This is a genomic window from Streptomyces sp. P9(2023), assembly GCF_032436795.1.
Classification (GTDB): domain Bacteria; phylum Actinomycetota; class Actinomycetes; order Streptomycetales; family Streptomycetaceae; genus Streptomyces.
Map to the genome: position 1 here is coordinate 1 of NZ_JAUPWM010000051.1, position 13540 is coordinate 13540.

General features: G+C 72.4%; 10 protein-coding genes. 4 read left to right on the forward strand and 6 right to left on the reverse strand.

Features of this window, described 5'->3' with window-relative positions; genetic code table 11:
• Positions 1 to 24 precede the first annotated feature (24 nt).
• The 6 genes from Q5762_RS34505 to Q5762_RS34530 all read right to left on the reverse strand — a co-directional run bounded on the left by Q5762_RS34505 (position 25) and on the right by Q5762_RS34530 (position 9450).
• Positions 25 to 819 (reverse strand): aldo/keto reductase, encoded by a 795-nt coding sequence (locus tag Q5762_RS34505; RefSeq protein WP_315896292.1) that lies wholly within the window; start codon positions 817 to 819, stop codon positions 25 to 27.
• Between the two features lie 114 nt (positions 820 to 933).
• Complete coding sequence (locus tag Q5762_RS34510) at positions 934 to 1674, reverse strand: ABC transporter ATP-binding protein (RefSeq protein ID WP_399495392.1); 741 nt, start codon at positions 1672 to 1674, stop codon at positions 934 to 936.
• The gene (locus Q5762_RS34515; protein WP_315896262.1) at positions 1674 to 4862 is read right to left on the reverse strand and encodes an ABC transporter permease subunit; all 3189 of its coding nucleotides are present in this window, start codon (positions 4860 to 4862) and stop codon (positions 1674 to 1676) included. The genes Q5762_RS34510 and Q5762_RS34515 overlap by 1 nt, the downstream gene beginning before the upstream one ends.
• A 13-nt stretch (positions 4863 to 4875) precedes the next feature.
• Positions 4876 to 6129: an ABC transporter substrate-binding protein gene (locus Q5762_RS34520; protein WP_315896263.1), complete on the reverse strand. Its 1254-nt coding sequence runs from the start codon at positions 6127 to 6129 to the stop codon at positions 4876 to 4878.
• A 122-nt stretch (positions 6130 to 6251) separates the two neighbouring features.
• Complete coding sequence (locus Q5762_RS34525) at positions 6252 to 8081, reverse strand: AMP-dependent synthetase/ligase (RefSeq protein ID WP_315896264.1); 1830 nt, start codon at positions 8079 to 8081, stop codon at positions 6252 to 6254.
• 508 nt (positions 8082 to 8589) lie between these two features.
• Positions 8590 to 9450, reverse strand: coding sequence for a LysR substrate-binding domain-containing protein (locus Q5762_RS34530; protein ID WP_315896265.1), 861 nt, complete (start codon positions 9448 to 9450; stop codon positions 8590 to 8592).
• A gap of 124 nt (positions 9451 to 9574) precedes the next feature.
• On the opposite strand from Q5762_RS34530, the gene Q5762_RS34535 reads away from it, so the two are divergent.
• From Q5762_RS34535 to Q5762_RS34550, 4 genes are all read left to right on the forward strand, one after another.
• Positions 9575 to 10624 (forward strand): bile acid:sodium symporter family protein, encoded by a 1050-nt coding sequence (locus Q5762_RS34535; RefSeq protein WP_315896266.1) that lies wholly within the window; start codon positions 9575 to 9577, stop codon positions 10622 to 10624.
• A gap of 121 nt (positions 10625 to 10745) precedes the next feature.
• Positions 10746 to 11267, forward strand: coding sequence for an isochorismatase family protein (locus Q5762_RS34540; protein ID WP_315896267.1), 522 nt, complete (start codon positions 10746 to 10748; stop codon positions 11265 to 11267).
• Positions 11264 to 11719, forward strand: a complete 456-nt coding sequence (locus tag Q5762_RS34545; RefSeq protein ID WP_315896268.1) for a (2Fe-2S) ferredoxin domain-containing protein — start codon at positions 11264 to 11266, stop codon at positions 11717 to 11719. The genes Q5762_RS34540 and Q5762_RS34545 overlap by 4 nt, the downstream gene beginning before the upstream one ends.
• A gap of 200 nt (positions 11720 to 11919) precedes the next feature.
• The gene (locus Q5762_RS34550) at positions 11920 to 13431 is read left to right on the forward strand and encodes a SulP family inorganic anion transporter (RefSeq protein WP_315896269.1); all 1512 of its coding nucleotides are present in this window, start codon (positions 11920 to 11922) and stop codon (positions 13429 to 13431) included.
• Positions 13432 to 13540 lie beyond the last annotated feature (109 nt).

A 13540-nucleotide genomic window follows, 5' to 3' on the forward strand; every position in this document is an offset into this window, starting at 1 on the left:
ACTCACCTGTATGTACGCGAACGCTCAGGCGCCGACGTTGAACTCGGCCGGGTTCGGGCCGAGGCGCCGGTTCTCGTCGAGGACCGCGATCGCCGCCATGTCCTCCTCGTCCAGCGCGAAGCCGAACACGTCGATGTTCTCGCGGATACGGGACGGGGTCACCGACTTCGGGATGACCACGTTCCCCGTCTGCAGGTGCCAGCGCAGCACCACCTGGGCGGGGGTACGGCCGTGCTTCTGGGCGACGGCGACGATGGCAGGCACCTCAAGGAGGCCCTTGCCCTGGCCCAGCGGCGACCAGGCCTCGGTCGCGATGCCGTACCGGGCGTGCGCCTCGCGCGACTCCTTCTGCTGGAGATGCGGGTGCAGCTCGATCTGGTTGATCGCGGGGACGACCGAGGTCTCGCCGATCAGCCGCTCCAGGTGCTCCGGAAGGAAGTTGGAGACGCCGATCGCCCGCGCCCGGCCGTCGGCGAGGATCTTCTCGAACGCCCGGTACGTGTCGACGTACGCGTCCTTCGCCGGCACCGGCCAGTGGATCAGGTACAGGTCCACGTAGTCCAGGCCCAGCTTGTCGAGCGAGGCGTCGAAGGCCTTGAGCGTCGAGTCGTACCCCTGGTCGCCGTTCCACAGCTTCGTGGTGACGAACAGTTCCTCGCGGGGAAGGCCGGAGGCGGCGATCGCCCGGCCGGTGCCCGTCTCGTTCTCGTAGATCGCGGCGGTGTCGATGGAGCGGTAGCCCGCCTCCAGGGCGGTTGCCACCGCGCTCGTCGCCTCGTCGTCCGGCACCTGCCAGACGCCGAAGCCGAGCTGCGGCATCTCCACGCCGTTGTTCAGGGTGAGGGCGGGGACCTTGCTGTCCGTACTCACGTGCGGTCGATCCTTACTGGTCGGGGGGTGGTACTCCCCACGTCAACGTAGGTACGGGTGATCTCATTCCCCTGGGCCGGGCGTGGAACCGAGATACGCCTCCCGGACGGCAGGGTCGGCCCGGACCTCGGCGGCCGTCCCCTCGGCCAGGACCCGGCCGAGGTCGAGGACCACGACCCGTGAGCACAGCTCCATCACGAAGGCCACGTTGTGCTCGACGAGCAGCACGGCGCAGTTCTCCTCGTCGGCCATGTGCCGGATGACGGCGGCGAGTTGACGGCGCTCCTCGGCGGTCGTGCCGGACGCGGGCTCGTCGAGCAGCAGGACCCGGGGCGGATCGGCGAGCGCGCGGGCGAGTTCGACCATGCGGGCCTGCCCGACGGGCAGTGCGCCCGCGTACGAACCGGCGAGCGCGTCGAGCCCGCACTCGTGGAGCACGGCCGCCGCCCGCTCGCGGTTCCGGGCGCTCCGTCGCGGTCCGCCCCGCCAGTCCTGCGCCACGACGAGATTGTCGGTTACCGTCAACTGGCCGAAGAGCTGCTGGCGTTGGAAGGTGCGGCGAATCCCGTGGCGGGCCCGCCAGACGGGGGAGCGGCGGGTGATGTCCGCCCCCGCGTACGCGATCGCGCCCGCGTCCGGTCGCCGGATCCCCGACAGGACGTCGAAGAGCGTCGTCTTGCCCGCGCCGTTGGGCCCGATGAGGCCGCAGACCTCACCGGGGCGTACGGAGACGGTCACGTCACGCAGGGCGTGGACACCGCCGAAGCGGACGTCGATGCCGCTGGCGCGGAGTATGGAGTCGATCACCGGCGGGCTCCTGTCCCAGTCCCCAGATAGGCCTCGGCGAGCCGCTCGAGGTCCACCTCGGACCTCGGCCCGGTCCAGGCGGTCTCGCCCTGCGCGAGGTACGCGACGGTGTCGGCGAGGGCGAGCACCTCGGCCGCCTTCTCCTCGACCAGGACCAGCGCGGTCCCGTGCGCCCGGAGCTCGGTGAGGAGCCCGAAGACCTCGTCCACGACCCGGGGCGCGAGACCGAGGGAGGGCTCGTCGGCGACCAGGACGTCCGGCGGGTGCTGGAGGAGCGGGGCGAGCGCGAGGATCTGCTGCTCCCCGCCCGACAGGGACCCGGCGGCGACGGTACGGCGGGCGGCGAGCACCGGGAAGCGGGCGTAGACGGCGTCCCGGTCCTCGGCGGCCGGCAGATGCAGCGCGAGGTTCTCCTCGATGGAGAGCCCGGCGAAGATCCCCCGCCCCTCGGGGGCGAGCCGCACCCCGCGCCGCGCCCGCGCCACGGCGGTGTCCCGGCTCGCGTCCTCGCCCCGCACCCGCACGAGCCCCTCGGCGGGCCGCAGCAGCCCGGCGGCCACCCGGCAGAGCGTCGACTTCCCGGCCCCGTTGGGCCCGAGCAACACAAGCACCTCCCCCGCCCGAACGGCGAGGTCCACCCCATGCAGGACGGACGCACCGCCGTACCCGGCACGCACGCCGAGGAGTTCGAGAGCGTGTTCCTCCCCCACCCCGCCCCTTCCCCAATCCGGGTCTCCGCCCCGGACCCCGGCTTGCGGCACGGGCAGGTCGCGGCTCGTGGCGGGGCGGTCACCGGGAGGCGGTGAGGCGGATGCATCCGCCGCGGCGGGTCCTGTCGGGGAATCCGGGTCTCCGCCCCGGACCCCGGCCTGCGGCACGGGCAGGTCGCCGCTCGTGGCGGGACGGGCGTCCCCGGACGGCGGGGCGGATGCGTCCGTCGTGGGTCGCGTCCGGGGAGCCGGGGCCGTGCCCCTGGCCTCGGCGATGTACGGCTCCGGTGCGTACGGCGGGGGCCGGTCGGCGCCGGACGGCGCGGCCGTGCCGATCGCGCCTCCCTCTGGGGCGGCCGCGCCCTGCGGCGCGAAGCTGCCGCCCTCGGGGGTCCGGGGGCCTTGCCCCCGGTCTCCTTCCCCGGGGGTCCGGGGGCCTGCCCCCGGTTTCGGGGAGGGGCGGGGTGGGGGAACGGCCCCCGGCACGGGCCCCCGCGCCCGGGGAACGGCGCCTCGCACGGGCACCCGCCCCCGGGGAACAGCCCCCGGCACGGGCACCCGCCCCCGCGACGCCGCCCGCGCCGCCCGCCGGGACGGCCACGCCGCGCAGTAGCCGTCCGGGTCGTTCGCCAGCGCAAGCCCCGCCAGGCCGAAGAGGATCACCGGCACGTGCGCGGACTCCGTCACGTACGTCGCCATCACATGCGGGACCACCGCGAAGACGAGCCCCGCCACCACCGCGAACTGCGGGCGCCGCACGCCCGCCGCGACCACCACGGCCAGCCACACCAGACCGGTCATCGCCGTGAAGTCCGTCGCCGTGATCCGGGTGCTGTACGAGGCCAACAGCACGCCCCCGAAGCCCGCGAGCCCCGCCGACACCGTGAAGAGCAGCAGCTTCGTCCGTACCACCGACACACCCGACGCCGCCGCGGCCTCCGGTGCCGAACGGACCGCCAGGATCGCCCGGCCCCACCGCGAGCCGCGCAGCCAGGTCAGCAGCGCCACCACCGCCCCGCAGAGCAGCACGAGCGCGAGACCGAGCGCCCGGTCGTCGCCCAGGTCCACCGGGCCGACGACGGGCCGGGGGATCTCCCACCCCGTGTCACCGTTGCGCAGCCACCCCAGCTGGAAGAGCACCTGGTCCGCCAGGAAGGCCAGGGCCAGCGTGGCCAGCGCGAGCGACCGCCCGCCGAGCCGCAGCGCGGGCAGCGCCACCACCGCACCGAGCACCGCGGCGGCCACCGTCCCGACCGCCGCCGCCGCGACGAACGGCCACCCACGGCTCATCAGCAGCCCCGCGACCAGCGCCGCGCCGGTCACGAACGTCGCCTGCGCGAGCGACACCATCGCCCCGAGCCCGGTCACCACGGTGAACGACATGAAGACGAGCCCGATGGCGAGCCCCTGAGCCAGGATCCCGCTCCAGAACGGGGTGGTGACGGTGTAGAACGCCGTACCGAGCAGCACCCCGCCCACCACCCAAGCGCCCCACCGGCGGCCCCAGCCCTTCCCCGCCAGGTAGTCGACCGGCGGCGGGTCCGCCGCCGCCGTGCCCGCCGCGCGCCGCCGCTGCGCGAGGACCACGAGGCCGGCGAAGAGGATGAGGAAGGGGACGGCGGTACGGAAGCCGGTGATGTCCTCGGCGAACGAGGAGTACCCGGCCACCAGGTTCTGCAGCACCCCGAGCCCCAGCCCGCCCGCGAAGGCCAGCGGCACCGAGGCGAAGCGCCCGAGCACCGCCGCCGTCGCCGAGACGAACAGAAAGAGGGTGTAGTCGTGGGCCGAGAGCCCGAGGAGCGGGGTGGCGAGGACCCCGGCGAGCCCCGCGAGGGCCGAGGAGAGCATCCACGCGATCGAGGACAGCCGGTCCGCGCTGATGCCACGCAGCTCGGTCAGCGAGCGGTTGTCGACGGCGGCCCGCAGCAGCAGCCCCAGCCGGGTGTGCCGCATCAGCACCCACAGCCCGGCCGCCGCGAGGGCCGTCGCGACCCAGGTGATCAGCTGGTCGGAATCGATGCCGACGCCGTCCAGGAGCTGCCAGGACACCGCCGGGCTCGGCCCGACCCCCGGCAGCCCGAACTGGTTCTCGGCCGGCAGGACCGGCGCCCCGGCCCGCTCCAGCAGCTCCACGGCCCACAGCCCGGCCGCCGGCAGCGCGACGAGCAGTCCGATCGTGGCCACGATCTGCGCGGTCTCGCCGACACCCGCCAGCTTCCGGAACATCAGCCGGTCGAGGCCCCGGCCGAGACCGGGCGCCACCACGCACACCAGGAACAGGGCCGTGGGCACGGCGGGCCAGCCGAAGCTGGAGTGGAGCTCGTAGAACGCCAGCGCGCAGAGATACGCGGTGGCGCCGTGCGCGAAGTTGAAGAGTCCGGAGGCGGAGTACGAGAGCACGAGGCCGGTCGCGAGCAGCGCGTACAGCGCGCCCGAGACCAGCCCGCTCAGGACGAAGCCCAGCAGGTCACCCACGCGAACGCGCCCCTCAGCCGAACGGGATCGGCGGGTAGCACTTGAACGGCACGGCCACCTCGTACCGCCCGTTCTTCAGCCGGACCAGCGCCCCGCAGCCGAAGCTCTCCTTCTGCCCCTTGGGTTCGGCGCGGTCGCCCACCAGCGTGCCGGTGTCGGAGAACCCGGACGCGGCCTTCTGGAAGGACTCGACGGTGAGGTCCTTGCCCGCCTTCGCGGCGATGGAGAGGAAGAGGTCGGCGGACATGTAGCCCGTCAACATGTGCATGTTGAGCGGTACGTCCTTGCCGCCCGCCGCCTTCTCGATGTCCGCCTTGAACTGGCGCATCGCCGGGCTGTCCGCCTCGAACGGCTGGAACTGCAGCAGCACATGCACCCCGTCGAGCGCCTGCCTCGTCGCGTCCTTGGCGAGCAGCCCGGGGTCGTAGTCCGTCGGATCGGAGATGACGCCCTTGAAGCCGGACCGCTTGAGCGCGGTGAACAGGCCGATGTTGTACGGCGTCTGCATGACGGAGACGACCGCGTCGGGCGCGCGGCCGCCGGGGCCCGAGCGCAGGATCTCCTTGGTGTACGCCGACCAGTCGCTGGGCATCGAGGTCGCCGGCACCACGGCCTTGGCGTACGGGACCTGGAAGCCGGCCGCCTTGAATCCCTGGGTGAAGGTACGGATGCCGAACTTGCCGGCGTCGTTGTCGCCCGCGATCAGCGCGACCGACTTGCCGCGCGCGCCGCCGAGGACGGCGGCGAGGCCCTCGGGCCAGGTCTGGTTGAGCGTGCCGCCGGGGGTGGGGACGAGACAGCCGTTGAAGCCGTAGATGTACTCCGGTCCGCAGAACGAGGGGAGCGTGCCCCAGCCCACGGTCGGGACCTTCTGGCCGTTGAGGAAGTCGGCCCCGGCGAAGGTGACCGAGCTCATGGGGGAGACGGCGAACACCTTGTCCTGCTGGACGAGTTTACGGGCCGCCGCGAGGTTCTTCGCGGGGTCCTGGCCGTCGTCCTCGGCGCCCAGGTACTCGATCTTCCGGCCGTTGATCCCGCCCTCGGCGTTGGCCCGGTCGTAGCGGGCCCGGGCACCAAGGTCAGTATCCTTCTTGGAGTAGCCGCTCGCGGTCGTCATGGAGACGATGCCGCCGACCTTGACGGTGTCGGCGGTGACTCCGCGTACCGAGGAGGAGGTGGTGGTACCGCCGCTGGAGGCGGAGTTGCAGGCGGTGACGAGGAGCAGCGTGAAGGCGGCGGCGATGGTGCGAAGCAACGGTCGAGGCACGGGCGATCCCTCCGTCGGGTGGACCGCATTCTGTGACCATGCTGATGAACCGTCAATAACTGATGCACCGTCAATTGATGATGCGTCAGGAATGCTTGGCCTTCACGTGACCGCTCGCGGCATCACCCGTACAGTGCCGCCACCTCCGACGCGTACGCCTGCTCGATCGCCTTCCGCTTCAGCTTCAGGGAGGGCGTCAGCAGGCCGTGCTCCTCGCTGAACGGATGGGCCAGGATCCGGAACGTCCGGATGGACTCCGCCTGCGAGACCAGGGTGTTGGCGGCGACCACCGCCCGCCGGATCTCCGTCTCCAGGCCCGGGTCGCGTACCAGCTGCGAGGGTGGCAGGGGCGGCCGCCCCTGCATCGCGAGCCAGTGCTCCACCGCCTCCTGATCCATCGTCACCAGGGCGGCGATGTAAGGCCGGTCGTTGCCGACCACGATGCACTGGGAGATCAGCGGATGCGCCCGCACCCGCTCCTCGAGACCGGCCGGCGACACGCTCTTGCCGCTGGTCGTCACCAGGATCTCCTTCTTCCGCCCGGTGATCGTCAGATAGCCGTCCTCGTCGAGCGCCCCCAGGTCCCCGGTCGCCAGCCAGCCGTCGTTGAGGACGGCGGCCGTCGCCCGCGGATCGTTGAGGTACCCCGAGAAGACCTGGCCGCCGTGCAGCCACACCTCCCCGTCCTCGGCGATGTGCACCGTCGTCCCCGGCACGGGCTGCCCGACGGTCCCGTACCTGACCCGCTCGGGCGGGTTCGCCGTGGCCGCCGCGGAGGACTCCGTCAGGCCGTACCCCTCGAAGATCGTCACCCCGGCGCCCTCGAAGAAGAGCCCGAGCCGCCGGTTCATGCCCGAGCCGCCCGACATCGCGTGCCGGACCCGCCCGCCCATGGCCTCGCGGACCTTGCCGTACACGACCTTCTCGAAGAACTGGTGCTGCATCCGCAGCGCCGCCGACGGGCCCGGACCGAGCCCGAAGGCCCTGTGCTCCAGGGCCTCCGCGTACTTGACCGCCACGTCGACGGCCTTGTCGAAGGGGCCCGCCTTCCCGTCGCTCTCCGCCCGGCGGCGGGCGGCGTGGAAGACCTTCTCGAAGACGTACGGCACGGCCAGGATGAACGTCGGCCGGAAGGCGGCCAGGTCCGGCAGGAGCGCCGACGCCTGGAGGGCGGGCTGATGGCCGAGCTTCACCCCGCTCTGGATCGCCGCCACCTCCACCATCCGCCCGAAGACATGGGCGAGCGGCAGGAAGAGCAGGGTCGAGGCCTGGTCGCCCGGCTTGGAGTGGAAGACCGGCTCCCAGCGGCCGGTCAGCATGTCCGTCTCGAACATCAGGTTGGAGTGCGTGATGACACAGCCCTTGGGGCGGCCGGTGGTGCCCGAGGTGTAGATGATCGTCGCCACGGACTCGGGCGTCACCGCCCGGCGGTGCCGCTGGACGACGTCCTCGTCGATCTCCGCCCCCGCCGCCACCAGTTCGGCGACCGCGCCGGCGCCGGCGTCCAGCTGCCACAGGCGCTGGAGGCGGGGCAGCCGGTCGATGACCGAGCCGATCGTCATCGCGTGGTCCTCGGACTCCACGACGCAGGCGGTGACCTCGGCGTCGTGCAGCATCCAGTAGACCTGCTCGGCCGAGGAGGTGGGGTAGATCGGTACGGACTGGGCGCCGAGGGCCCAGAGCGCGAAGTCGAAGAGGGTCCACTCGTAGCGGGTCCTGGCCATGATGGCGACCCGGTCGCCGAACCGGACGCCGTGCGCGATCAGCCCCTTCGCGAGCGCGAGCACCTCGTCCCGGAACTGCGCGGACGTCACGTCCCGCCACTGCCCGGCGGCGTCCTTGCGGCCCAGCGCGACGTGGTCGGGGGTCTGCTCGGCACGGTCGAACACGGCGTCCGCCAGACCGCCGACCTGAGGCGCCGCCTCGACGGGCGGCACGGTGAACTCGCGCAATGACCTGCTCCTCGACCGCTCGTTGTCGCGCTCCGTACGGCGCGGGTGACGGTACCCCACCCGACTGGCAGGCGGGAGGGCCTTCACCAAGCCGGGACATCGGCGGTTGTCACAGGTCAGGGGAGGGGGAGGGGGTAAGTGGCGATGGCCCGGGGGTGGTTACTGACTGTGGAGTAAGCAGGGCGAGCGGCAATCTCCACGGAATCTGTACGCAGCGCTCACGCCGACGGCGCAGGTGGGCGGCGCGCGCGTTCGCGGCGCTCGGTTCGCGGCGCTCGGTTCGCGGCGCTCGGTACGCGGCGCTCGGTACGCGGCGCTCGGTACGCGGCGCTCACGTACGCGCGGCCGGGCGGTGGCGCTCACGTTCGCGACGCTCACCTACGCGGCGCTCACGTACGCGGCGCTCACGTACGCGGCGCTCACGTACGCGGCGCTCACGTACGCGGCGCTCACGTACGCGGCGCTCAGTACGCACAGCTCACATACGCACGGCTCACCTACGCGACGCTCAGGTTCGCAGCCGGACGCCGCCCGCGAGGATCGCCGCGGCCAGGGCGTCGGCCGCCTCCTGGGCCGTGCCGCGCCGCCGGCCCTTGCGCAGCACGAAGTCCACGTCGCCCAGGTCCGGCAGCCCCGCCCGGGCGGGCAGCTCCGTCAGGCCGGGCGGCACCAGCCCACGGGTGTGCGCCATCACCCCCAGACCGGCCCGCGCCGCCGCGATGTTGGCGCTCAGGCTGCTGCTCGTGCACGCGATCCGCCACGCCCGCCCGTGCGCCTCCAGCGCTTCGAGCGCCCGGGTGCGGGTGATGCCGGGCGGCGGGAAGACGATCAGCGGCACCGGACGGTCCGGGTCGAGCCGCAGCCGGGGCGCGCCGATCCAGATCAGCGAGTCCTGCCAGACCAGCTCGCCCCCGCTCTCGTCCGCGCGCCGCTTGGCCAGGATCAGATCGAGGCGACCCGCCTCAAGACGGGCGTTGAGCGTCCCCGACAGCTCGACCGTCAGCTCCAGGTCCACCTCGGGGTGCTCGCGCCGGAACGACTCCAGGATCTCGGGCAGCCGGGTCACCACGAAGTCCTCCGAGGCGCCGAAGCGCAGCCGCCCGCGCAGCCGGGTCCCGGTGAAGAAGGCGGCGGCCCGCTCGTGGGCCTGGAGGATCGTCCGGGCGAAGCCGAGCATCGCCTCGCCGTCCTCCGTCAGCTCCACGCTGTGGGTGTCCCGGGTGAACAGCGGCCGCCCGGTGGCGTCCTCCAGCCGCCGCACGTGCTGGCTGACGGTCGACTGGCGGACGCCGAGCCGGCGGGCGGCCTGGGTGAAGCTCAGGGTCTGCGCGACCGTGAGGAAGGTCCGGAGCTGTGAGGGGTCGTACACCCGTCCACCGTAACGCGATCATCACGATCCATGATGGCAGTCAGAGCGCTGTACGGGATTCCCGATGTCCGCGCGGGCGAGCAGGATGGGGAGGGAACGACCCCGTCCGAAGGCAGTGGAGCGCATGAGCCGCCGCACGACCCTCCTCCCGTCCTGGTTGCCGATCGACCCGTTCATCCTGGCGATGCTCGGAACGGTCGGCCTCGCTGCCCTGCTGCCCGCCTCCGGCGCCGCCGCCACGGTCGCCGACGGGGCCTCGACGGCGGCCATAGCCCTGCTGTTCTTCCTCTACGGCGCCCGCCTCTCCACCCGCGAGGCGCTCGACGGAATCAAGCACTGGCGGCTCCAGGTCACCGTCCTCGCCTGCACCTTCCTCCTCTTCCCGGTCCTCGGCCTCGCGGCGAAGGGACTGGTACCGGCCGTTCTCACGCCCCCGCTCTACAGCGGCCTCCTCTTCCTGTGCCTGGTGCCCTCCACCATCCAGTCCTCGATCGCCTTCACCTCGATCGCGCGCGGCAATGTGCCCGCCGCGATCTGCGCGGGCTCCTTCTCCTCCCTCGCCGGGATCGTGCTGACCCCGCTGCTCGCCGGGGCGCTGATCGGGGGCGGCGCAGTCGGCTTCTCCGCCGACTCGCTGATGAAGATCGTGCTCCAGCTCCTCGTGCCGTTCGTGGCGGGCCAGTTGCTGCGCCGCTGGGTGGGCCCGTTCCTGGCCAGGAACAAGAAGTCGCTCGGGTACGTCGACCGGGGCTCGATCCTGCTCGTCGTGTACACGGCCTTCAGCCACGGCATGGTCGCCGGAATCTGGCACCTGGTCACCCCGGCCCGGCTCGGACTCCTGCTGGCCGTCGAGGCGGTCCTGCTCGCGCTGATGCTCACGCTGAGCTGGTACGGCGCGAAGCGGCTGGGATTCGACCGGGCGGACCGGATCGCGATCCAGTTCGCGGGCTCGAAGAAAAGCCTGGCAGCGGGGCTCCCGATGGCGAGCGTGCTGTTCGGGCCGCAGGCGTCGCTCGCCGTGCTCCCGCTGATGCTCTTCCACCAGATGCAGCTGATGGTCTGCGCCGTCCTCGCCAAGCGGCGGGCCCGGGAGGCGGCACCGGACGTGGCCCCGCGCTCGGATCCGACGGCGGACGACGCGAGGACGGCGGAAGCCGCCGGGGCAAGGGGCTGAGGCCCGGGCCGGGGCGGCCTCCCGTCGGCCCCGCCGAGGGCGTCGCGACCCTCCCCGCCCGTTGGCGGGATCACATCCCCACCCCCACCGCGATGATCATCGAGCCCGCTACCGTGCTCCCATGCCCGCACTCGATCCCGGCCGCAGCGCACTCGTCCTCGTCGACCTGATGGAACGCATCGTCGCGCTGCCCCTCGCCCCCCGCCCCGGAACCGACGTCGTCACCGCCGCGACCCGGCTCGCCGCGACCTTCCGGGCCGCCGGAGCCCCCGTCGTCCACATCAGGGTCGAGCGGCCGAACGTGGCGTCCCAGCCGCCCGGCAGCGACCTCGTCCCCTCGCTCGTCCACCCGGGCGACCACGTCGTCGTCAAGCGGACCATCGGGGGCTTCCAGGACACCGGACTCCACGAGCTCCTCGCCGCGCACGACGTCACCACGGTCGTCTTCGGCGGCATCGCGACCAACCTCGGCGTGGAGTCCACCGCCCGCGCCGCCTGCGACCTGGGCTACGAAACCGTCTTCGCCGAGGACGCCATGACCGGGCTCACCGCGGAGGAGCACCACGCCTCGGTGACCCTGGACTTCCCGCGCCTCGGCACCGTCGCGCCCGTCGACGCGATCACCCTGGACGGCCCCGAGTGACCCCCGTGCCGATACGGTACGGCGCCCGCCCCTGCTCCCTGGTCGTCTGCCGCGGCTGCTGCTGCGGCGACGCCGCCAAGAACCCGGGCGTCGATCACGCCGGCCAGCTCGCACGGCTCCGACGGGCCGCGGCGGAGTCGGGTGGCCGGCTGTCCGTCCGTACCAGCGACTGCCTCGGGCCCTGCGCACAGGCCAACATCGTCGTGGTCCAGCCCTCCACCGAGGGCCGCCGCCGGGGCGGCCGGGCCGCCTGGATCGGGTTCACGACGGACGACGACTGCCTGGACGACATCCTGGCCTGGACGGCCGCGGGCGGGCCCGGCGTCGCCGAACCCCCGGCCACCCTCGCGCTCCAGATGATCGACCCGCCGGCCGAGGCGTCCCGTAACACCGGTACCACCGGTACCACCGGTACCACCGGTACCACCCGTACCACTCGTCGGAAGCGCTGAGGCTGAGCGGGGCCGTACGTACGGACATGTGTGCGACCCGCGACCGGTAGGCTTGCCGGTGGTGAGAGCGGCGGATCGCTGCCTCACCTTTTCCGTGCCGGGGCGGCCCGCGGGGCGCCGGTACGTCCACCCCCTCCCGCCCGCCGTACGCCCCCCGGCCTGACCGCAGGCCCGCCCGAGCACGACAGGTTCCCGTTCCCTTGCCCTCTTCCGCTCCCGCCGCGTCCCCGGCCGCCTTCCTGCGAGGCCTGAAGCCCGACTGGCTGCGTGACCCGAAGGTCTGGCGCACCGAGATCCTGGCCGGCCTCGTCGTGGCCCTGGCGCTGGTCCCCGAGGCGATCTCGTTCTCGATCATCGCCGGCGTCGATCCCACGCTCGGTCTGTTCGCCTCCTTCACCATGGCCGTGACGCTCTCGATCGTCGGTGGGCGGCGGGCGATGATCTCCGCGGCGACCGGCGCGGTCGCGCTGGTGATCGCCCCCCTCAACCGCGAGCACGGCCTCGGATATCTGATCGCCGCCGTGATCCTGGCCGGTGTCTTCCAGATCGCGCTCGGCGCGCTGGGGGTGGCGAGGCTGATGCGGTTCATCCCGCGCTCGGTGATGGTCGGGTTCGTCAACTCCCTCGCGATCCTGGTCTTCATGGCCCAGATCCCCGAGATGAGCGACGTCCCCTGGGCCGTCTACCCGTTGATCGTCGCCGGCCTGGTCCTGATGGTGCTCTTCCCGAAGATCACCACGGTGGTCCCCGCGCCCCTGGTCTCCATCGGCATCCTGACGGTGATCACGGTCGCGGCCGGGATCGCGGTGCCGACCGTCGGCGACAAGGGCGCCCTGCCGTCCTCGCTGCCGGTGCCGGGCCTGCCCGACGTGCCGTTCACGCTCGACACGCTGACGACGATCGCGCCGTACGCGTTCGCGATGGCGCTGGTCGGGCTGATGGAGTCGCTGATGACGGCGAAGCTGGTGGACGAGATCACCGACACGCACTCCAACAAGACCCGTGAGTCCGTCGGGCAGGGCATCGCCAACATCGTCACCGGCTTCTTCGGCGGCATGGGCGGCTGCGCGATGATCGGCCAGACGATGATCAACGTGAAGGTGTCCGGAGCGCGTACCCGCCTTTCGACGTTCCTGGCGGGCGTGTTCCTGATGGTGCTGTGCATCGCCTTCGGACCGGTCGTCTCCGACATCCCGATGGCCGCCCTCGTCGCCGTCATGATCATGGTGTGCTTCGCGACCTTCGACTGGCACTCCATCGCTCCGAAGACCCTCAGGCGGATGCCCGCGGGGGAGATCGCGGTCATGGTGATCACCGTGGTGGCCGTGGTGGCCACGCACAATCTCGCGGTCGGGGTCGTTGTCGGCTCGATCACGGCCATGGTGATCTTCGCCAAGCGCGTCGCGCACCTCGCGGAGGTCACCTCGGTCGTCGACCCGGACGGCACGACCGCCGTCTACCGGGTCACCGGGGAGCTCTTCTTCGCCTCCTCCAACGACATCGTCGGCCGCTTCGACTACGTGGGGGACCCGAAGAAGGTCGTCATCGACCTGTCCGCCGCGCACATCTGGGACGCGTCGTCGGTCGCGGCCCTCGACGCGATCGAGACGCGGTACGCCCAGCGCGGCAAGACCGTCGAGATCACCGGCCTCAACCACGGCAGCGCGGCGCTGCACGACCGCCTCTCCGGCGAGCTGACGTCCGGCCACTGAATTCCCCACCCCGCCCTCCCCCAGACTCCGTCCGGGGGGACCCCCATCCCGAACGGGGGCTCCGCCCCAGACCCCGCGCCTCAAACGCCGGCGGGGCTGAATTCAGCCC

Bases quoted from the DNA above. Each gene is read 5' to 3' on its own strand.
- Q5762_RS34535 (WP_315896266.1), top strand. From the start codon at position 9,575: ATGAGCCGCCGCACGACCCTCCTCCCGTCCTGGTTGCCGATCGACCCG.
- Q5762_RS34540 (WP_315896267.1), top strand. From the start codon at position 10,746: ATGCCCGCACTCGATCCCGGCCGCAGCGCACTCGTCCTCGTCGACCTG.
- Q5762_RS34505 (WP_315896292.1), bottom strand. From the start codon at position 819: ATGCCGCAGCTCGGCTTCGGCGTCTGGCAGGTGCCGGACGACGAGGCG.